Source organism: Caldimonas thermodepolymerans, assembly GCF_015476235.1.
In the GTDB taxonomy this organism is placed as follows: Bacteria; Pseudomonadota; Gammaproteobacteria; order Burkholderiales; family Burkholderiaceae_C; genus Caldimonas; species Caldimonas thermodepolymerans.
Window position 1 is genome coordinate 1937147 of record NZ_CP064338.1, and the last position, 19084, is coordinate 1956230.

General features: G+C 70.6%; 18 protein-coding genes. 5 read left to right on the top strand and 13 right to left on the bottom strand.

Annotated elements, in window-relative coordinates; all coding sequences use genetic code 11:
- Positions 1-6: 6 nt before the first annotated feature.
- Genes IS481_RS09095 through IS481_RS09105 form a run of 3 tightly spaced genes read right to left on the bottom strand, consistent with a single transcriptional unit; the run spans position 7 to position 2665 of the window.
- Complete coding sequence (locus IS481_RS09095) at positions 7-864, bottom strand: YbgC/FadM family acyl-CoA thioesterase (protein ID WP_104356729.1); 858 nt, start codon at positions 862-864, stop codon at positions 7-9.
- Positions 861-1799 (bottom strand): alpha/beta hydrolase, encoded by a 939-nt coding sequence (locus IS481_RS09100; protein WP_232529204.1) that lies wholly within the window; start codon positions 1797-1799, stop codon positions 861-863. Before IS481_RS09100 ends, IS481_RS09095 begins: the two co-directional genes overlap by 4 nt.
- Entirely contained in the window at positions 1796-2665 is an 870-nt protein-coding gene (locus IS481_RS09105; protein WP_232529205.1) for a 2-keto-4-pentenoate hydratase, read from the bottom strand. The genes IS481_RS09100 and IS481_RS09105 overlap by 4 nt, the downstream gene beginning before the upstream one ends.
- A 101-nt stretch (positions 2666-2766) precedes the next feature.
- On the opposite strand from IS481_RS09105, the gene IS481_RS09110 reads away from it, so the two are divergent.
- Entirely contained in the window at positions 2767-3903 is a 1137-nt protein-coding gene (locus tag IS481_RS09110; RefSeq protein WP_104356727.1) for an iron-containing alcohol dehydrogenase, read from the top strand.
- A 10-nt stretch (positions 3904-3913) separates the two neighbouring features.
- Here the strand turns inward: IS481_RS09110 and paeA are convergent, their stop codons facing one another.
- From paeA to IS481_RS09140, 6 genes are all read right to left on the bottom strand, one after another.
- Entirely contained in the window at positions 3914-5233 is a 1320-nt protein-coding gene (gene paeA, locus IS481_RS09115) for a polyamine export protein PaeA (RefSeq protein WP_194963284.1), read from the bottom strand.
- A 57-nt stretch (positions 5234-5290) separates the two neighbouring features.
- Positions 5291-6397: a patatin-like phospholipase family protein gene (locus IS481_RS09120; RefSeq protein ID WP_104356725.1), complete on the bottom strand. Its 1107-nt coding sequence runs from the start codon at positions 6395-6397 to the stop codon at positions 5291-5293.
- A 105-nt stretch (positions 6398-6502) separates the two neighbouring features.
- Positions 6503-7036, bottom strand: a complete 534-nt coding sequence (locus IS481_RS09125) for a superoxide dismutase family protein (protein ID WP_104356724.1) — start codon at positions 7034-7036, stop codon at positions 6503-6505.
- Between the two features lie 102 nt (positions 7037-7138).
- Entirely contained in the window at positions 7139-9478 is a 2340-nt protein-coding gene (locus IS481_RS09130; protein WP_272867898.1) for a Tex family protein, read from the bottom strand.
- Between the two features lie 128 nt (positions 9479-9606).
- Entirely contained in the window at positions 9607-10200 is a 594-nt protein-coding gene (locus tag IS481_RS09135; protein WP_104356722.1) for a hemerythrin domain-containing protein, read from the bottom strand.
- 48 nt (positions 10201-10248) lie between these two features.
- On the bottom strand, positions 10249-11751 hold the full coding sequence (locus IS481_RS09140) for an MFS transporter (protein ID WP_104356721.1): 1503 nt from the start codon (positions 11749-11751) through the stop codon (positions 10249-10251).
- A gap of 168 nt (positions 11752-11919) precedes the next feature.
- On the opposite strand from IS481_RS09140, the gene IS481_RS09145 reads away from it, so the two are divergent.
- Positions 11920-12555, top strand: coding sequence for a L,D-transpeptidase family protein (locus tag IS481_RS09145; protein WP_104356720.1), 636 nt, complete (start codon positions 11920-11922; stop codon positions 12553-12555).
- 90 nt (positions 12556-12645) lie between these two features.
- On the top strand, positions 12646-13263 hold the full coding sequence (locus tag IS481_RS09150) for a hypothetical protein (protein WP_104356719.1): 618 nt from the start codon (positions 12646-12648) through the stop codon (positions 13261-13263).
- 109 nt (positions 13264-13372) lie between these two features.
- Here IS481_RS09150 and sorU read toward each other — a convergent pair whose 3' ends face one another.
- Complete coding sequence (sorU, locus tag IS481_RS09155) at positions 13373-13705, bottom strand: SorU family sulfite dehydrogenase c-type cytochrome subunit (RefSeq protein WP_104356718.1); 333 nt, start codon at positions 13703-13705, stop codon at positions 13373-13375.
- 3 nt (positions 13706-13708) lie between these two features.
- Positions 13709-14896: a SorT family sulfite dehydrogenase catalytic subunit gene (sorT, locus tag IS481_RS09160; RefSeq protein ID WP_419186895.1), complete on the bottom strand. Its 1188-nt coding sequence runs from the start codon at positions 14894-14896 to the stop codon at positions 13709-13711.
- Positions 14897-15253: 357 nt separating this feature from the next.
- Here sorT and IS481_RS09165 point away from each other — a divergent pair, with 357 nt between their 5' ends.
- Both IS481_RS09165 and IS481_RS09170 read left to right on the top strand, forming a co-directional pair.
- Entirely contained in the window at positions 15254-16420 is a 1167-nt protein-coding gene (locus IS481_RS09165; RefSeq protein ID WP_104356716.1) for a rhodanese-like domain-containing protein, read from the top strand.
- A gap of 180 nt (positions 16421-16600) precedes the next feature.
- On the top strand, positions 16601-17086 hold the full coding sequence (locus tag IS481_RS09170; protein ID WP_104356715.1) for a hypothetical protein: 486 nt from the start codon (positions 16601-16603) through the stop codon (positions 17084-17086).
- A gap of 3 nt (positions 17087-17089) precedes the next feature.
- Here the strand turns inward: IS481_RS09170 and thiD are convergent, their stop codons facing one another.
- The gene (gene thiD / locus IS481_RS09175; RefSeq protein ID WP_104356714.1) at positions 17090-17938 is read right to left on the bottom strand and encodes a bifunctional hydroxymethylpyrimidine kinase/phosphomethylpyrimidine kinase; all 849 of its coding nucleotides are present in this window, start codon (positions 17936-17938) and stop codon (positions 17090-17092) included.
- A 24-nt stretch (positions 17939-17962) separates the two neighbouring features.
- Complete coding sequence (locus tag IS481_RS09180) at positions 17963-19003, bottom strand: AraC family transcriptional regulator (protein ID WP_232529206.1); 1041 nt, start codon at positions 19001-19003, stop codon at positions 17963-17965.
- Between the last annotated feature and the right edge of the window lie 81 nt (positions 19004-19084).

The window sequence follows — 19084 nt, forward strand, 5'->3', positions numbered from 1 at the left end:
CCCCCTTTACAGCACCTTCACCATCTCGACGTGCGGGATGCCGGCCTCCTCGAACTCCGGCCCGCGCGCGGTGAACCCGGCGCGCGCATAGAAGCCGGCGGCCGAGGTCTGCGCATGCAGCAGCGCCTCGCGGTAGCCGCGCTCGCGCGCGGCCTGCATCAGCGCATCCAGCACCGCGCGGCCGACGCCGCTGCCACGCATCGTGCGTCGCACCGCCATGCGGCCGATCTTGGCCACGCCCGGCACGTGCTCGAGCATGCGGCCGGTGGCCAGCGCCATGCCGAAGCGGTTGTAGGCCACCGCGTGCAGGCAGCCGCGGTCGGCGTCGTCCCACTCCATCTCGGCCGGGATGCCCTGCTCCTGCACGAACACCTCGGTGCGCACCAGCTGCGCGTCGGCGCCCAGCTCGTCCCAGCCGCCCACGCGCACCTGGAACATCGGCTTGCCGGCCTCGAAGTCCGAGATCGTGTCGCGCAGCTCCTGCGGCACGCGCATCGAGGTCTGCGTGTTCGGGTCGGCGTAGACATACACCAGCTCGCCGGTGATCAGCAGCTCGTCCTGGCGGAAGATCCCCGCTTCGAACACCATCGACGAGTTGCCGATGCGCGAGCAGCGCAGCCCCACGTCCAGCACGTCGTCGTAGCGTGCCGAGGCGTGGTACTCGAGGCTGGCCTTCTTGACGTACAGGTCGCCGCCGTGGTGCTCCAGCGCGTCCGGGTACGGCATGCCGATGGCGCGCCAGTAGTCGGCGATCGCCGTGTCGACGTACATCAGGTAGTGCCCGTTGAAGACGATCTTCTGGGCGTCGACCTCGGCCCAGCGCACGCGCAGGCGGTGGAACAGGCGGAAATCACTGCGCTTCATGGAAACAGCACCTCCTTGAGCAGCTGCGCGCCGGCAGCCTGGGCCTGCAGGGCCTCGGGCACGGCCCGGCCCAGCTTGATGAAGTCGTGCGTGACGCCCTTGTACAGGTCCAGCGTCACGGGCACGCCGGCCAGCCGCAGCCGGTCGGCATAGGCCAGCCCCTCGTCGACCAGCGGGTCGCATTCGGCCAGGCACACCCAGGCCGGCGCGACGCCCTCCAGGTCCTCGGCCTCCAGCGGAGCGAAGCGCCAGTCCTTGCGCTGCGCGGCGTCGATGTACTGGGCGAAGAACCAGTCGATGGCCGGCTTCTCGAGGATGAAACCGTGCGCGAAGCGCTCGTGCGAGGGCGTGTCCTGGTGCGCCGTCGTGCCTGGCGTGATCAGCATCTGCAGCGCCAGCGGGAAGCCCGCGTCGCGCGCCAGGATCGCGCAGACGGCCGACAGCGTGCCGCCCGCGCTGTCGCCGCCGACCGCCAGCCGCGTGCCGTCCAGACCCAGGGCCGATGCCTGTTCGCGCAGGCGGCGCAACCCCGCCCAGGCGTCCTCGACCGCGACCGGGAAGTGGTGCTCCGGCGCGAGCCGGTATTCCAGCGACACCACGGCCGCCCCGCTGCGCAGCGCGAACTGCCGGCACAGGCTGTCGTGCGTCTCGACGCTGCCGATCGTGAAGCCGCCGCCGTGCAGGTACAGCAGCACCGGCAGCCGCTCGTGCGACGGGGCGTAGAGCCGGGCGCGCAGCGGCGTGCCGTCGTCGGCGGGCAGGAGGATGTCCTCCACGCGCGCCAGCGGCGCGCGCGGCAGGTCCAGGATCTCGGCCGCTGCCTCGTACGCCTGGCGCGCCCCGGCGGGCGTGAGCGTGTGGAACGGTGGACGGTTGGCGCGGCGGATGCGTTCGATCACGCCGCGCATCTGGGGCGTCAGCAGCGCTTCGCTCATTCGCGGAAACCCACCCGGACCTCGGGGGCGGCACCGGGGCCGCCCAGCCCTTCGTACACCACCCGCACCTGCAGGCCCGGCTTGGGCGGCAGCAGCTTCGAGAACGAACCCAGGCTCAGCAGGTCGCCCTTCTTGAGGCGCACGCCGCTGCGCGCCAGGTCCTCGGCCAGCCAGATCACCGCCTGCAGCGGGTTGCCGAGCAGGTCGGTGCCCTGCCCGCGGTCCAGCTCCTGGCCGTTGCCGTCCAGCACGCGCACCACCATGCGCTCCAGCTGCGTCTCCATGCCCGGCACCGGCTTGATCTCCGCGCCGAGCACGGCCCAGCGCGCGCCGACGTTGATCGCGGTGACGCCCGCACCGTCCAGCCTGGACGGATCGCGCACCAGCAGGTCGGGCAGCTCGATCATCGGGATGATCGCGTCGATGTGGCGCAGCACCTGCGCCGGGGTCTTCGCGCCGTGGATGCCGGCGTCCTTGACGCGCACCATCAGGTCGGCCTCGAATAGCGGCCGCGCGCCGAACCGCGCCGGCAGCTCGGCGCCGCTGGGCAGCAGCATGTCGGCGAACAGCACGCCGCGCACCGGCCGGTCGTGCCCGAAGCGCTTCTGCACCGCCGGGTTGGTCAGGCCCGCCTTGTAGCCCGCGCGCGGACCCAGGCGCTGCCCGATGAAGCCCACCAGCTTGTCGCGCGTGCACTCGGCGTCGGCCAGGCTCATCGGGCCGGGGTTGTCTGCGGGCTCGAGGTTCGCATAGCGCGCGGCCATCAGCGCCGCGTCGAGGTCGGACAGGCATGTCGCCTGCGCGACAGCGGCCGCGCCCGCAAAGGCGAATGCTGACAGGGTGCGAAGCATCGTTGTTCGGTTCATGGTGTCTCCTTGAAGGGCTGCCCCAGGTCGGCAAGCATACTGGCCTTCCCGTGCCGGCCGCATGAGCAGTTCACCCCTTCCCTTCACCGCGTCTGCCTGCCATGCCATTCATCAACTACGTCACCCAGATCCAGTTCGACTTCGGCGCGGTGTCGCTGCTGCCGCAGGAATGCGAGCGCATCGGCATCACCCGCGCGCTGGTGGTCACCGATGCCGGCGTGCGCGCCGCGGGCGTGCTGCAGCGCGCGCTCGATGCGCTCGGGACGCTGCCCTGCGCGGTGTTCGACCAGACGCCCTCCAACCCCACCGAGGCCGCGGTCCGCGCGGCCGTCGAGGTGCTGCAGCGCGAGCGCTGCGACGGGCTGATCGCGGTGGGCGGCGGCTCCAGCATCGACCTGGCCAAGGGGGTCGCGATCGCTGCCACCCACCCCGGCCCGCTCAAGACCTACGCGACCATCGAAGGCGGCAGCCCGAAGATCACCGCTGCCGTGCTGCCGCTGATCGCCGTGCCTACCACTTCGGGCACCGGCAGCGAGGTGGCACGCGGCGCGATCATCATCGTCGACGACGGCCGCAAGCTCGGCTTCCATTCCTGGCACCTGGTGCCGCGCGCGGCGATCTGCGACCCGGACCTGACGCTGGGCCTGCCGCCGCTGCTGACCGCGGCCACCGGCATGGACGCGATCGCGCACTGCATGGAGACCTTCATGTCCGCGGCCTTCAACCCGCCGGCCGACGGCATCGCGCTCGACGGGCTGAAGCGCGGCTGGGCGCACATCGAGCGTGCCACCCGCGACGGCAGCGACCGCGAGGCGCGCCGGCAGATGATGAGCGCGTCGATGCAGGGCGCGATGGCGTTCCAGAAGGGCCTGGGCTGCGTGCACAGCCTCAGCCACAGCCTGGGCGGCGTGAACCCGAAGCTGCACCACGGCACGCTCAACGCGATGTTCCTGCCCGCGGTGGTGCGCTTCAACGCCGAGGCCGAACCGGTGCGGCGCGAGCGGCGCCTGGAGCGCATGGCCCACGCGATGGGGCTGGCCTCGGCCAGCGACATCCCGGAGGCGATCCGCGACATGAATGCGCGCCTGGGCCTGCCGCGCGGGCTGGCCGAGATGGGCGTGGAGCGTGCCTGGTTCGACAAGGTGATCGCCGGCGCCCTGGCCGACCACTGCCACGCGACCAACCCGCGGCTGGCCAGCGCCGAGGACTACCGCGAGATGCTCGAAGCCTCGATGTGATCCGCCCGGCCTAGGCGCCGGTGGGGGTGGCTTCGGCCGTGGGCAGGCGCGTGACCATCACCTGGTCGATGCGGAAGCTGTCCACGTCCATCACCTCGAACTTGAACCCGCCCCAGACCACGCTGTCGGTGCGCCGCGGGATGCGGCGCAGCATCACCATCAGGAAGCCGGCCAGGGTGTCGTACTGGCCTTCGTGAGGCAGCGACTCGACACCGATCGCGCGCATCACGTCGACGATGGGCGTGACCCCGTCGATCAGCCAGGAGCCGTCGTCGCGGCGCACGATCTGCTCCTCGTCGTCCGGGCCGACCAGGCTGCCCATCACGGTGCTCATCACGTCGTTGAGCGTGATGACGCCCACCACCAGGCTGTACTCGTTGACGATGACCGCGAAGTCCTCGTGCGCCTGGCGGAACTGCGCCAGCATCTCCGACAGCGTGATGCGGTCCGGCACGATCAGCACCTTCTTGATCAGCCCTTCGGTGCGCTGCAGCGTCAGCGGCTGGTGTTGCAGCACGCGCTGGAACAGGTCAGCCGCATCGACGTAGCCCACCACCTCGTCGATGTGGCCGTCGCACACCAGGTAGGTCGAATGCGGTTCGGCCGCGATGCGCGTGCGGATCTGTTCCTCGTCGTCGCCGAGCAGGAAGTAGACGATGCGGTCGCGCGGCGTCATCGCGCTCTCGACGGTGCGCACGTCCAGCTCGAACACGTTGGCGATCACCTGCTGCTCCTGCTCCAGCAGCAGCCCGGCCTGCGCCCCGGCCTCGACCAGCGCGAGGATGTCGTCATGGGTGATGCGGTCGTCGCGCTGGCTGGGCAGCCCGAACAGCTTGAACAGCACGTTGGCCAGCCCGTTGAACACCCACACCACCGGCCGCAGCAGCAGGCCCCACCACTGCATCGGCCGCACCACGCGGATCGCCACCTGCTCGGGCTGGATCATGCCCAGCCGCTTGGGGAACAGGTCCGCGAACAGGATGAACAGCGAGGTCACCAGCAGGAAGGCGAGCACGAAACCGATCGACTGGGCGGCCGGCTCGGCGATCCCCGCCAGCTGCAGCCCCTGCACGAAGTACGGGCTCAGCGCGCCCTCCCCCACGATGCCGCCCAGGATGGCCACGGCGTTCAGGCCGATCTGCACCACGGTGAAGTAGTTGCCGGGCTGTTCCTGGACTTCCATCACGCGCAGGGCGCGCGTCTCGCCCTCGTCTGCCATCTGCTGCAGGCGCATGCGCCGGGACGCGGCCATGGAAATCTCGGCGATGGAGAAGAAGGCGCTCGCGCCGATCAGCAGCGCGATGACGATCAAGCTGGCAGTCAAACCCATGCACTGTCACTCCCCCGCTTCACGGCAGCGGGTTGCGGCAGTGTATTCAACCCGGGCTCACAGCGGCTGCACGTCGTCGACGGGCGCACCGCGCGCCAGCCACTGCGCCCACTCGTCGGCCAGGCGCTCGCTCTCGGCGACGGCCTGCGACCAGGCGCGCACCCGGGCGGCGGTGTCGGTGCCGTAGCGCTTGAAGTCGGTGCGGTCGGGCAGCTTGCCGTTGGGCAGGCGGGCCACCCACTCCGGCCGCGGCGCCAGCACGATGACGTTGTCCAGCCAGGGGGTCGGGCGGTGCCGCGCCTTCCAGGCCTTGTCCAGCCAGCCGGGCACCAGCGCGCGCTGGAAATGCGGGTACAGCACCAGCCCGCCGCAGCCGTCCGCCTGCGCCTGGGCGGCATCGAGCAGCGAGGCGTAGTTCCAGTGCAGGTGGTAGTCGGTGATGCCGCCATCCCAGTAGGCGCCCGGCGGCGCGCCGGGGATGTCGTGCACGGCCTTCAGGACGAAGGGGATCGAGCACGAGGCCAGCAACGCGGGCTTGAAGTTGCGCGCGTCCAGCGGCACCACGCGGTGCCGCAGGTCGCCCAGGTGCAGCGGCAGGCGCTCGCCATGGCTGGAAAACACCACGCGCTCCAGCCAGGCGCCCAGGGCCTTGCGGCTCGCGGCGTTGCACACCACCGCGCCGAGGTAGCCCAGCGGCGTGCGCCAGCGCCCTTCCCGGCGCAGCACGTGGCGGCCGCGCGAAGTGACGATGTGCACGCGGTAGCGCGGGTGCGAGAGCACGCCCTCGACCTCCCCGTCGAAGAACGCGTCGAGGGCGCGCGAGAAGGTGCGGCTGACCTCGTCCGCCGTGGGCAGGGAGCGGCCCGGCTCGACCTTGTATTCCTGGTGGATGTAGTCGTGCGCCAGCCGCTCGAACAAGCGGTGCGGGTCGCGGGTGGCCGCGGTGGCCATGCGCCATGCGCCGATCGAGGCGCCGATCAGGTGGACCGTGTGGGTGCTGCCGGGCAGCCAGTGCCCGAAGACGTGACGGTCCAGCGGGCCGAGGATCAGCCCCTTGGGCCCGCCTGCCGCGCCGGCGACGACGCGGATATCGCGCGGCGACAGGCCGCGCTCGGCGATGTGCCGGCGTGCCCGCGGCCCGGCAAAGATCTGGAGTGCTTGCATGCCCGAACCATCAGAGGCGTGCACCATCCCTTTCCGGGAAAGTGCACGATCGTTCGAAAGCCTGGATTATCGGGCGGGCCGCGCATCCGGCGCGGCACGGGGGCATCAGCTGCGGGTGATCACCGCGCAGGCCAGGCGCCCGCCGGCGTTGCCGACCGGCTGCGAGGTGTAGTCGTCCGGGTTGGCGTGGACGATCAGGCCGCGACCGACGATGTCGGTCGGACCCGAGCCGACGGTGACGCCGTCCAGGTGGAAGCGCGCCTCGGCCACGCCGTTGGCGTCGGCCTTCAGGTTCGGCATGTCCCCCGCATGACGCTCGCCCTGGCTGTAGTGGCCGTGCGGCTTGCCCAGCGGGTTGAAGTGCCCGCCGGCGCTCATGCCATCACCGCTGGAGCAGTCGCCCTTCTCGTGCACGTGGAAGCCGTGTTCCTGGTTCGGCTTCAGGCCGGTGACCCGCGCGTACACCATGACATGGTGGCCGTGCTGCTCGAAGCGCACCGTACCGGCCACGTTGTTGCCGCGGGTCGGCTGGAGCTCGGCCACGGCGGTCGCCTTGCTGCCATGGTGATGCCCGCCATGGGCGCAGGCGCCAAGCAGGGCGATCGCTGCCACCGGACCGATCCAACGGATGGAAAGCATGGACTGTCTCCTTGGTTGAAGTGGGTCAAAACCCGCGATGGTAGGACGCCCCGGCCGGACTGTGAAGTGGTTCACACCCTGCCGGGCGCCCGGGGTGCAGGATCAGCGCTTGGTCTGCTGCTGCAGCTTCGCGAAGGCCGCCGCCATCGCCGACTGGGGCTGGGCCTGCGCGCCGCGCGGGGCGCTGTAGCGCTCGCCGCGGCCGGCCGGGCGGTAGCTGTTGTCGCCCCGGTCCGCGCCGCCGCGCGGCGCGGCTGCATCCAGCTTCATCGTCAGCGAGATGCGCTTGCGGGCCAGGTCCACCTCCAGCACCTTCACCTTGACGATGTCGCCGGCCTTGACCACCTCGCGCGCGTCGTTGACGAACTTGTGCGACAGCTGGCTGACGTGCACCAGGCCGTCCTGGTGCACGCCCAGGTCGACGAAAGCGCCGAACTGCGCGACGTTGCTGACCGTGCCTTCCAGCACCATGCCGGGCTGCAGGTCCTTGATGTCCTCGACGCCGTCGTTGAAGCGCGCCACCTTGAAGTCCGGGCGCGGGTCGCGACCGGGCTTCTCCAGCTCGGCGAGGATGTCCCTGACCGTGATCGCGCCGAACTTCTCGTCGGCGAAGGCCTCCGGCTTGAGGCTGCGGATCACGTCCGAACGGCCCATGACCTCGGTGATGGGCTTGCCGACGTGCTGCAGGATCTTCTCGACCACCGGATAGGTCTCCGGGTGGACGCCGGACATGTCCAGCGGGTTGTCGCCGTCGCGGATGCGCAGGAAGCCGGCTGCCTGCTCGAAGGTCTTCGGGCCCAGGCCGGCCACCTCGAGCAGCTGCTGGCGGTTGCGGAACGCACCGTGGGTGTCGCGCCAGCGCACGATGCTCGCCGCCACGGTGGCGCTCAGCCCCGAGACGCGCGCCAGCAGCGGCGTCGAGGCGGTGTTCAGGTCCACGCCGACCGAGTTCACGCAGTCCTCGACCACGGCGTTCAGGCTGCGCGCCAGCTCGGCCTGGTTGACGTCGTGCTGGTACTGGCCCACGCCGATGCTCTTGGGCTCGATCTTCACCAGCTCGGCCAGCGGATCCTGCACCCGGCGCGCGATGCTGACCGCGCCGCGCAGGCTCACGTCCAGGTCCGGCAGCTCCTTGCTCGCGTATTCCGAGGCCGAATACACCGAGGCACCCGCCTCGCTGACCACGACCTTGTCGATCCTGGTGCCCTGGGCCATCTGCTGGATGCGCTTGATCAGGTCGGCCGCCAGCTTGTCGGTCTCGCGGCTGGCGGTGCCGTTGCCGATCGCGATCAGGCTGACGCCGTGCGTGGCGCACAGCCGGCCCAGCGTGTGGATGGCACCCTCCCAGTCGTTGCGCGGCTCGTGCGGGTAGACCGTGGCGGTGTCGACCACCTTGCCGGTCTCGTTGACCACCGCGACCTTGACGCCGGTGCGGATGCCCGGGTCCAGGCCCATCACCACGCGCTTGCCGGCCGGCGCGGCCAGCAGCAGGTCGCGCAGGTTCTCGGCGAACACCTTGATCGCGGTCTTCTCCGCCTCCTCGCGCAGGCGCGAGAACAGGTCGCGCTCCAGGCTCAGGCTCAGCTTGACCTTCCAGGTCCAGGCGATGGTCTTGCGGATCAGCTCGTCGGCCGGCCGCTTGGCGTGGCTCCAGCCCAGGTGACGCGCGATGCGGCCTTCGGCCAGCGTGGGCTGGCCCGGCACCACTTCCTCGTCCAGCACCAGCTTGGCTTCGAGGATCTCCTGCGTGCGGCCGCGGAACACTGCCAGCGCCCGGTGCGAGGGCACGGTGCGGATCGGCTCGCTGTAGTCGAAGTAGTCGCGGAACTTGGCGACGTCGGGGTTGTTCGGGTCCTTGCCGTCCATCAGCTTCGACTGGAACAGGCCCTCCTCCCACAGCCACTCGCGCAGCTTGCCGACCAGCACGGCGTCCTCGGCCCAGCGCTCGGACAGGATGTCGCGCACGCCGTCGAGCACCGCGAAGGCGTCGGCAAAGCCGGCGTCCGGGTTCAGGAAGGCCTGGGCCTCGGCCACCGGGTCCAGCGTCGGGTCGGCGAACAGCTTGTCGGCCAGCGGCTCGATGCCGGCCTCGCGGGCGATCATCGCCTTGGTGCGGCGCTTGGGCTTGTACGGCAGGTAGATGTCTTCCAGCTCCTGCTTGGTCGGCGCCGCCTCGATGGCCGCGCGCAGCTCGGGCGTGAGCTTGCCCTGCTCCTCGATGCTCTTGATGACGGCCTGGCGACGCTCCTCGAGCTCGCGCAGGTAGGTCAGGCGCGTCTCCAGCTCGCGCAACTGGGTGTCGTCCAGGCCGCCGGTCGCTTCCTTGCGGTAGCGCGCGATGAAGGGCACCGTGGCGCCGCCGTCCAGCAGTTCGACGGCGGCATTGACTTGGGCGGGGCGGACGTTCAGTTCCGCCGCGATTTGAAGAAGGATCTTGTCCAGCACTCGCGTCCCAGTGGTTCCTAGAAAAGAAGGGGCGCAGTTTGCCATAGCGGGCCCCGCCACCCGGCGAAAGTGCGGTGGCCGCACTGCCGGCGGCGGACGTGGGGCACGGCGGGGACGCGGGCGCCTCAGCGCCGGCCGCGGCTCACCCAGCCGCTGGCCTGCTGCATCAGGTAGGCGCCGGCGCCGACCGCGCCGCTGGCCATCACCGCAGCGCTCTCGGGGAAGGAGCGCACGGTGCTGGACATGATCTCGCCGGCATGCGCGGTCAGCAGCTGGGCGCGGCGGCGCATCATCTGCGCCCCCAGCTCGCCCAGGCGCTCGGGCATCAGGCGCTCGGCGGCCGGCAGCAGCGTGGTCTCCTCGTCGGCGACATGGTGCAGCGCGTCGCGCACCAGCTCGAGGAAGGTCGGGTCGTAGTCCGGGTCGATCGCGGTCATCGAGCGCAGGCGGGTGATCTGCCGGTGCATCTCGGCGTGCTCGGGAAAGCTCTTCTCGAGCACCTCGATGTCGCTGGCCAGCTCGCGCAGCGCCGGATAGAAGATCTCCTCCTCCAGCTGGGTGTGGATCTCCAGCGCCACGCAGGCACTGCCGACCAGCGCCTCCTTCTTGGCGATCGACATGCCGCTGCGGAACTGGTGGAAGGTTTCCAGGACCTGGCTGTGGTCCATGCGGATCATGTCGGTGATGCTGGGAGAGAGCTTGCTCAACAACGTACTCATGGCGGGCTCCGTGGCGCCTCGGATAGGGCAAACCGCGTGCCCGGTGCCTCAAGGTCCGTCCTGCGGCGGTGGTTCGGGCCGGTACACGGCGCGGTTGTGCATGCGCCGGTCGAACAGCCGGCCGAAGCTCATCAGGTTGCCCAGCATGCCGCCCACCGACGAGAGGTGGTTGACGCTGCACATGGCCTCCAGCGCGAACTGCTGCACCACCACCCGTTCGCTGATCCGGGGCCCCTCCTCGACGCGCGACAGCCGGTGCAGCGCATACAGCCCCATCGCTGCCGAGAGGAGGAACAGGAACTCGTAGTGCGTGAACGTGAACACCGAAAGTTCGTGCAACGGCCGCCCCAGCGCCCATTGCACGATCACCGACAGCTGCGCCGTCTCCAGCCACTGGGCCAGGCTGCCCGCCACGAGCGGCGCCAGCCCGCCGGCCAGCGACCCGGTCAGGCTGATCGCGGCGAGGTACGCCGTGCCCTGCCCCTGCGGCGCGAGCTTCAGCCCGATGTTGCCGTTGGCCAGCCCGATGCCGCCGGCGGCCGTGCCCATCAGCAGGTGCAGCAGGTACAGCAGCGGCAGCGTGAAGGCATGGGCATGCGGTTCAGCGCTGAACACCATCGCGACGAAGCAGGCGAACCACGCCGGCATCGCCACCGACAGCACCGCCTTGTTGGACAGCCGGTCCGACAGCCGTCCCCACAGGTACAAGGTCAGCGCGTTCGCGACCTGGCTGACCACCCACAGCGTGGTCACGGTGCCGAGCGGGTAGCCCAGGTGGCGCATCAGGTAGACCGTCAGGAACGGCGCGGCGAAGTTCGAGGCCACGTTCCAGGCCGCCATGAAGAACAGGAAGTTGCGGAAGTTCCGGTCTGCCAGCGGCAGGCGCAGCCGTGCCAGCATCGTGTCGTGCGACGGCACGTGCATCGGTGGCTCGGGCACGCGGGTCAGGTAGAACGAACTGATGAAGCCGGCCACCCCGGCGGCGGTGAACAGCACCGCGTAGGCGTCGAGCCTGGAGGCGAACGGCCAGTGGTCGACCAGCTGGCCGGCCGCGAGCGTCCCGGCACAGGCCACCGCCGTGGCCCAGAACAGCCGCTCGGCGAAGAACGCCCCGAGACTGTCGCGCGGCAGCAGCTGGTGCAGCCAGGAGTTGAGCGCACAGGCGCCGACCGACCCCAGCGCCGCGATCGCGAACTGCGCCCCCACCAGCAGCGTCAAGGGGTCCGTCGCGCCGCCGACGAAGGGCAGCAGCGCCAGGGCCAGGATGCACAGCCGCGCGGCTGTCGTCGCCAGCACCGCGATCTTGCGCCGCTGGCGCACCTGCTCCACCAGCATGATGGCCGGCAGCTGCACCGCCTGCGCGATCAGCGGGATCGCCGCCAGCAGGCCGATGTGGAACGGCCCTGCCCCGAGCGCCAGCGCGAAGCCGACCAGCACCACGCCGCCGTACAGCGACCCGGTGAGGCTGGCCCAGGCGGCGTCGCGGACCAGGGCGCGCTGGCCCCGCTCCAGGTCCTTGAGGGAAACGTCTTCGTCGGGACGCAGGCGCATGGAGCGCGCGGTGCAATCCGGATACCCGCAGGGCCCTGACGCCGTGAACCAGCTCACGCCGGGCGGCCCGTGGCGCAGGCAAGTTTTACAACCCCCCGCAAGTGCGCAGCCGCCGCGTCGTAAGCGGGAAGGTCTGCCACCGCATTCCACCCCTGCCAGCGCCGCCCGATGTCCCCTGCCCGCCACGCCCTGCTGCCGGCCCTGATGGCCGCCTTCCTCGCCCCGGCATCGCTGCCCTTGCAGGCCGGCACCCCGGCCGCGATCTCGGCCGACGCCGAGCTGGCGCGGCACTGGATCGAGCGCCGTGCCGATGCGCAGGGCCGCCCTTACGCGCTGGTCGACAAGCGCGCGGGCATGCTGTACGTCTACGCCGCCGACGGTGAACTGGCCGGCGCGACACCGGCGCTGACGGGGCTGGCGCCCGGTGACCATGCCGTGCCGGGCATCGGCGCCAAGCCGCTGTCGGCCATCGCGCCGCACGAGCGCACGACGCCTGCCGGCCGCTTCGACGCCGAGCCCGGCCACAACCTGGACGGTGAACACGTCGTGTGGGTCGACTACGACGCCGGTTTCGCGATCCACCGGCTGCGTCCCGGACCGCAACGGGCGCGGCGCCAGCGCCAACTGGCCACGCCGACGCCGTCGGACAACCGCGCCTCGTACGGCTGCGTGGTGGTGCCGGGCGACTTCTACGACCGGGTGGTGCGTCCCGTGCTGGGTTCTGCCCGCGGCGTGGTCTACGTGCTGCCCGAATCCCGGCCCGTGCAGGCGTGGCTCGCCCAGCTCGAGGGCCAGGGCCTGTGAGCTGCCCCCTCGGCCGCGGGACGCGGCCGGCTTGCCGCCGGGTGCGGAATTTGCCGACAATGCCGGCATCCATCGCTGTCCTTGACCGGCATGAAACCTTCGCTTTCCGCCCTCGCCCTGCTGCTGGGCGCCTGCTGCCTGCCTGCCCAGGCGCAGGATGACGGCACGCGCGAGCGCGCCGCGCGCACCTGCGAGGATGCCGTCGGCGAGACGGTACAGCAGATGCGCGGCCGCGCGGCCCAGGAAGTGCAGTTCGTCGGCAGCAAGCGGGCCGTCGCGCCCACGTCGGAGGCCAAGATCGGCGTGCGCGGCGAAGGCGTCTACCGCGGTCCCGGCAGCGGCGACGTGCGCTTCACCTACAGCTGTGCGTTCGACACCGCCACCGGCGGGACCTCGGGCGTGCTGTTCCGCGACGACGCGCGCCCGCAAGCCAGCGCGCAGCCGGTGGAACCCGACCTCGCCCTGATCTCGCCGGAGGCCTGCGAGACCGCCACCGCGGAAGCGCTGAAGCAGAAATACCCGCGCGTCGGACGCATCGTGTTCGACGTCTCGACCCGTGCGGTCGAGGCCACGCCCGACCGGCATCACCTGCTCAGGGGCCAGGTCGCAGTCGAACGCGCGCCGGGCATGGCCTCCATCCCGATGACCTACCGCTGCCGGTTCGCCCCGCGCACCGGGGCGTTGGTGGACACCACGCTGGACGGCTGAGGCGCCAGCCGGCCGACGCAGGCCCCCGTCGCCACGGGCGACGGCGACCAACAAGAAAAAACGCCCACCTTGTGGTGGGCGTTCGTCTTGTCTTTCTTCTTCGGCTGGCTTACGGGGCGCCGCCGCTGGCCTTGGACACGTAGTGGGCCAGCGCGTCGATCTGCGCCTCGGTCAGCGTGGCCGCATAGGACGGCATCACGCCCAGCCCCGAGCGCAGCGCGCGGGCGACCCGCGCGGCGTCGGGCCGGATCTCGTCCAGCTCCGGCCCGATGGCGCCTTCGCTGCCGGCGTCCTTGAGGGCGTGGCAGACGGCGCAGGCCGGGGTTGCCCCTTCGAGGAACAGGCGCTTGCCCAGCGCGAACTTCTCGTCGGCGTGGGCGCTGGCTGCCAGGATGACGGCCAGCGCCGGCAGCAGCTGCCGCAGGTACTGCACGGCAGCCACGGCTTACGCGACCTGGACGCGCACGGCGTGGTCGGCCCAGCTGTTGTTGTTGTAGCCGCGGTCGTTCTCGATGCGGTGCTCAGGCTGGACGTTGCCCTCCACATCGACCGCACGGCTGGCCAGCACGTACTCGCCAGCCGGCAGCTGGGCTTCGAACACGAACTGGCGCCAGGCGTACTTGCCGAGGTCGGGCCCGATCAGGCGGGCTTCCTTCCAAGTCTTGCCGCCGTCGACCGAGACCTCCACGCTGCGCAGCGCACGCGCACCGCCGAAGGCCACGCCGTGGATCTGCACCTTGCCGGCCTTGACCGGACCGCCCTCGCCGCTGGGCGAGTTGATCCAGGACTTGACCGGGATCTCCCACACCGAGGCATGCTGGGGGCTGCCCTTGCCCCCCGGCGGCGCCATGCGGTAGCTGTTGGCCATGATGCGGGCCTCGGACTCCTTCGGCGTGAAGGCCAGGCGCTTGATGTACTTGATGTTGTTGACGCCCTGGTAGCCCGGCACGATCAGGCGCAGCGGGCCGCCGTGCGCCAGCGGGATCGGCTGGCCGTTGAGCTCCCAGGCCAGCAGCGCGTCCTGCGCCGCGGCCACGGGCACCGAGCGCTCGACCACGACGCTCTTGGGATCGACGCCGTCGGGCAGCTTCTCGCCGCCGGTGCCGGTCATGTAGGGCACGCCATCGACCAGTCCGCCCAGCGCCTCGATCACCTTGCGCACCGGCACACCGCTCCAGACCACGCAGCCGGCCGCCCCCACCGTCCAGGGCGTGCCGCTCGGCTTGCTCGGGAAGAAGCCGCGGCCGTTGCCCGAGCACTGCAGCACCGTCGCGACGGTCTCCAGGCCCAGGGTCTTGAGCTCGCGCACGGTCAGCGTGCGCGGGTTCTTCACGCCCTCGATCGTGATCTCCCAGTCGTCCGGGTTCTCGACGATGCTGGCGTCCGGCGGCGGCAGGTTGTTGCGCACGTACAGCTGGTCGACCGGGGTGATCACGCTCGTGCCGAACGCGCTGCGACGGGTCTCGATCGTGTTGGCGCTGTGGACGATGACGTTCTTCGGGTTCTTCCAGCCGGCGTAACCCGGCAGCGGTTTCGCGGCCGTCGACTGGGCGGCTGCCCCGTTCGTCCAGCTGGCGAGGCCGGCGGCCGCCAGGGCGCTGGCCGTACCCGCCAGCAGGTGGCGGCGAGGCATAGAAAAGGATGAATGGCTCATGTTGCTTTTCCGGGGTTGCATCGAATGCGTGTATCGAGCGCATCGCGCGCGGGCCGCCCTTGACGTGCGGCACGGCCGTTTTTAGTGGCGTTGAGACGATTTGTCACCCCGGGGCCACCCTGATAATGTTTACAGGTTATCCGCCGTTCGCACAGCCGCTACGCCCATCGGTCCCTACAGGGCGCCGGCTGTGAATTTTTTCGCTTTCCGGCAAGTGTCAGTTTCCGGCCATCCAACCACAATACGGCCCGTTTCAGATTCACCGTGACGGCGTTGCGCCGGTGTTTCTGCACTGTCCGGGATAAACGACGTCGTTGGAAGGAGGATTCAAATCCCATGTTCAAGATCCGGATCGCTGCACTGCTGCTGTTCGCCGCCCTGGGAAGCGCAGCCCGGGCGGACCTTTCCGCCCTGATCGCGGTCGAGCCGACCAACAAGAAGGACGGCCTGTTGCTGTCGCGCCAGGGGCTGGAAGCGGGGCTGGGCAAGGCACTCGGCACCCGCGTCACCGTCACCATCACCGAAGACCTGGCCGAAGCGATGCGCGCCTCGCGCGGGGGCAGCTACGACATCTTCATCGCGCCGGCGCAGGTGGCTGCTTCGGCGCTGCTGCGCGGCTACGAGCTGGTCGGCTCCACCGACACCCCCGAGCAGTACCTGCTGGTCGGGCGCCCGGCACTGGCCTCGGCCGACGCTGTCAAGGGCCGCAAGCTCTACCTGCCCCAGCAGGATTCGATCTACACCTACATGGCGCGCGGCATGCTCAACGCCAGCGGGCTGTCGTTCAAGGACCTGGGGCTGGTACGCCATGAGCGCTACCCGCAGGCCGGCCTGACGGCGCTGTACCTGGGCGTCTCGGATGCCACCGTCGTGCGCGCCAGCGACTGGAACGACTTCGCCAAGCAGTACGGCAACGCGGCCAAGGTGCTCGCGATGTCCACGCCGGTGCCGGGCGGCTTTTCGGTCGTGATGCGCAAGGACCTGCCCGCGGAAACCCGGAACAAGGTGTCGTCGTGGTTCGCCAGCTCGGCCACTGCCGTGGGCCTGAAGCCGCTGACCGAGCGGCCGGCGCTTACCGAGTACCAGAAGGTCGCCGAACTGGGCCTGTTCACCCCCACCCACCTGCCTGGCGCCAAGGTCGTGACGGCCCGGGAGGTGCAGCAGTTGATCGCCAAAGGCGCGGTGGTGGTCGACACCCGCACCGAGCGCGAATATCGCGCCAAACATATTCGGGGCGCGGTATTCGCACCTTATGTCGAAAAAAGCCTGAAGGACGTGGCGTTCGACGCCGGCCAGGACGATTTCTCCAGCCTGGCCAAGCTTGACAAAAACAAGCCGACGGTATTTGCCTGCAACGGTGCCGAATGCTGGAAGTCCTACAAGGCCAGCAGGGTGGCCCTGCAACAAGGCTTCAAGGAGGTTTACTGGTTCCGTGGCGGCCTGCCCGAATGGGAAGCGGCCGGCCTGGAGGTCGAAAAGGCGGTGGTCGTCGCGCAGGAGTGATGCCGCCCCAGGCCCGGCATGCGCGGCCTGCCCGGGCCTGTCCTGCCTGCTCGGGGCCCCGCGTAGTCCTGCGCCTACGCGCCGCTCCCACCCCGTCCGGGCGACAGCCCGGCACGCACCGCGCAGCATGTCTCCTGCACCCTTGGCCGGTCCGCCGGCCGCAGCTCACAGGAGACGCTCATGGATCCCAACCGCCCGCCCGAAACCTTGGGGGCGTTCAGCCCGGTGGGGCACGTCGTCGTGTCCTTCCCTTCCGCCGAAGACACCAGTGACGCGATGGACGCGCTGCAACGCGCCGGCTACGGCGCAGCCGAGGTCGTGCGCTACGACCCCGAACAGATGCTCGCCCAGGTCGAACAGGAGACGGCCAACGCCAGCCCGATCGCCTCGATGGGGCAGGAACTCAACCTCGTGCGGGCGCACGGGGCGCTTGCCGAACAGGGCTACAGCTTCCTGGTCGTCAAGGCCCCGGAGGAGGAACAGGCGCGCGAGGTGGCCCGCATCGCGCAACGTTTCCGCGCCGAGCGGGCCCAGCGCTATGGCCGCTTCATCATCGAGGAGCTGATCGAGGCCCCCGGCGAGGAACGGCAGGTCTTCGAGTCCCCGCACCGGGGGCTGGACGCCCAGACCCCGTCCGGGCGGGAAGAAGACCGCGCGAAGCGCTGAAGCTCAGCCGCGCGCGGCGGCACGCACCGGCTGCGGGTCGAACGCGTGGTTGAGCGGGCCGCGCCCGCCACCGGTGCGCACCGGCGCGCCGGCCGACAGCGCCTGCCAGACGTAGCGCCGCGCGGCCTCCACCGCCTTGTGCAGGCGGTCGCCGTGCGCCAGCCGGGCGGCGACGGCCGAGGACAGCGTGCAACCGGCACCGTGCAGGTTGCGGGTGTCGATGCGCGGCGACTCGTAGCGGCGCACCTCGCCCTGCGCGGTGGCCAGCACGTCGACGACCGTCTCGCCTGCGAGGTGCCCGCCCTTGAGCAGCACCGCCGGCGCGCCCAGCGCGACCAGCTCGCGTGCGGCCGGCTCCAGGTCTTCGGCCGATCGCAGCGGTCGGCCCAGCAGCAGCGCCGCCTCGTCGAGGTTGGGCGTGATCAGTGTCGCGCGCGGGAACATGCGCTGCACCAGCACCTCGACCGTCTCGTCGGCGATCAGCCGGTCGCCGCCGGCGGCCACCATCACCGGATCGAACACCACCTGCCGTGCGCCGTGGCGGTCCAGCGCCGCGGCGACCAGCTCGGCCACCTCGGGCGCATGCAGCATGCCGATCTTGATCGCATCGGCGCCGATGTCCTCCAGCACCGCGTCGATCTGGCCCTGCAGGATGTCCAGCGGCACCGCGTGGATGGCGCGCACGCCGACCGTGTTCTGCACCGTGATCGCGGTGATCGCGCTCATTCCGAAGCAGCCCAGCGCCTGGAAGGTCTTCAGGTCGGCCTGGATGCCGGCGCAGCCGCCACTGTCCGAGCCGGCGATGGTCAGCACGCGCAGGTAGGCGAGCGGCGGGGAAACGGATGCTTGCATGGGGTCCTCCGAAGGTGCGCAACTTTAGCGCCGCCCGGACTCCGGTGCAGCGCCGCGGCCCCGGTACACCCCGGGCGTGTCGCCGGTCCAGCCCTTGAAGGCGCGGTGGAACGAGGCGGTGCTGTCGAAGCCCAGCTCGGCGGCGATCGCCGACATCGGCTCGCGCGTGCGGGTGAGCTTCTGCACCGCGATGTCGCGCCGCAGCTCGTCCTTCACGCGCTGGAAGCTGGTGCCCTCCTCGCCCAGGCGCCGGTGCAGCGTGCGCGTGGACACGTGCAACGCCGCCGCGGCGTCCTCCGCGGTCAGGGTGCGCGGCAGCTGGCGCGCCAGGTGCTCGCGCAGGCGCTGGCTGAGCAGCTCGTCCTTGAACGAGACGAACAGCCAGTCTTCCGGGGCCCGGCGCAGGAACTCGTTCAGCTCGGGCTTGGTGCGCCGCACCGGCATCTGCAGGTAGCCCGCCTCCAGGTGCATGGCCGTGCAGGGCTGGTCGAAGCGCACCGGCCCCGGGTAGAGCGCCTGGTACTCGGCGGCAAACGCCGGCCGCTCGAACGAGAAATCGACCCGGATCAGCGGGATGCGCCGCCCGATCAGCCAGGAAGCCACGCCATGGATCAGCTTGAGCATCAGGTCCAGCGCCACCGGCTTGCACGGGCGTGCCGCCGGGGACTCGATCAGTGCGACGCGGCAGATCGGCTGCGCCGGGTCCACCTCCAGCGTGAAGTCGTCCTGCAGCAGGTGCAGCACGTGCGACCAGCGGTGCAGCGCCACCGCCAGGTTGCGCGCATCGAGCAGGCTCAGGCAGGTGAACTTCAGCGCCCCCGGGCGCAGTGGCCGCGAGAACAGGCGCGGCATCTCGTCATCCGCGTAGGCGACCACCAGCCGGTACAGCGCGGCGAACTGCGCCTCGGTCAGCCGAGCGGTGCGCTGCTGCAGCAGGCCCGGCGCGATGCCCACGCGCTCGAGCAGCGCCGCCATCGTGGCCGGCGGCACCTCCATCGCGGTGCACACCGCATGCACGTAGGCCATCGAGATGGTCGGCGGCGAGCCGGCAGGCTTCAGCGGCATCTCAGGGTCATCCCGAACGGTCGTTCAAATTGGCACAACATGCAAGTACCTCGGCCGAGTTGGCGAGTGACGCACCGCAGC

What these genes read in the sequence shown, in the direction of transcription:
- IS481_RS09095 (WP_104356729.1), bottom strand. Translation starts at nt 864, where the DNA reads ATGAAGCGCAGTGATTTCCGCCTGTTCCACCGCCTGCGCGTGCGCTGG.
- IS481_RS09135 (WP_104356722.1), bottom strand. Translation starts at nt 10,200, where the DNA reads ATGAGTACGTTGTTGAGCAAGCTCTCTCCCAGCATCACCGACATGATC.
- IS481_RS09100 (WP_232529204.1), bottom strand. Translation starts at nt 1,799, where the DNA reads ATGAGCGAAGCGCTGCTGACGCCCCAGATGCGCGGCGTGATCGAACGC.
- IS481_RS09140 (WP_104356721.1), bottom strand. Translation starts at nt 11,751, where the DNA reads ATGCGCCTGCGTCCCGACGAAGACGTTTCCCTCAAGGACCTGGAGCGG.
- sorT (WP_419186895.1), bottom strand. Translation starts at nt 14,896, where the DNA reads ATGCCTCGCCGCCACCTGCTGGCGGGTACGGCCAGCGCCCTGGCGGCC.
- IS481_RS09180 (WP_232529206.1), bottom strand. Translation starts at nt 19,003, where the DNA reads ATGCCGCTGAAGCCTGCCGGCTCGCCGCCGACCATCTCGATGGCCTAC.
- IS481_RS09110 (WP_104356727.1), top strand. Translation starts at nt 2,767, where the DNA reads ATGCCATTCATCAACTACGTCACCCAGATCCAGTTCGACTTCGGCGCG.
- IS481_RS09145 (WP_104356720.1), top strand. Translation starts at nt 11,920, where the DNA reads ATGTCCCCTGCCCGCCACGCCCTGCTGCCGGCCCTGATGGCCGCCTTC.
- paeA (WP_194963284.1), bottom strand. Translation starts at nt 5,233, where the DNA reads ATGGGTTTGACTGCCAGCTTGATCGTCATCGCGCTGCTGATCGGCGCG.
- IS481_RS09105 (WP_232529205.1), bottom strand. Translation starts at nt 2,665, where the DNA reads ATGAACCGAACAACGATGCTTCGCACCCTGTCAGCATTCGCCTTTGCG.
- IS481_RS09150 (WP_104356719.1), top strand. Translation starts at nt 12,646, where the DNA reads ATGAAACCTTCGCTTTCCGCCCTCGCCCTGCTGCTGGGCGCCTGCTGC.
- IS481_RS09125 (WP_104356724.1), bottom strand. Translation starts at nt 7,036, where the DNA reads ATGCTTTCCATCCGTTGGATCGGTCCGGTGGCAGCGATCGCCCTGCTT.
- IS481_RS09170 (WP_104356715.1), top strand. Translation starts at nt 16,601, where the DNA reads ATGGATCCCAACCGCCCGCCCGAAACCTTGGGGGCGTTCAGCCCGGTG.
- IS481_RS09165 (WP_104356716.1), top strand. Translation starts at nt 15,254, where the DNA reads ATGTTCAAGATCCGGATCGCTGCACTGCTGCTGTTCGCCGCCCTGGGA.
- IS481_RS09120 (WP_104356725.1), bottom strand. Translation starts at nt 6,397, where the DNA reads ATGCAAGCACTCCAGATCTTTGCCGGGCCGCGGGCACGCCGGCACATC.
- thiD (WP_104356714.1), bottom strand. Translation starts at nt 17,938, where the DNA reads ATGCAAGCATCCGTTTCCCCGCCGCTCGCCTACCTGCGCGTGCTGACC.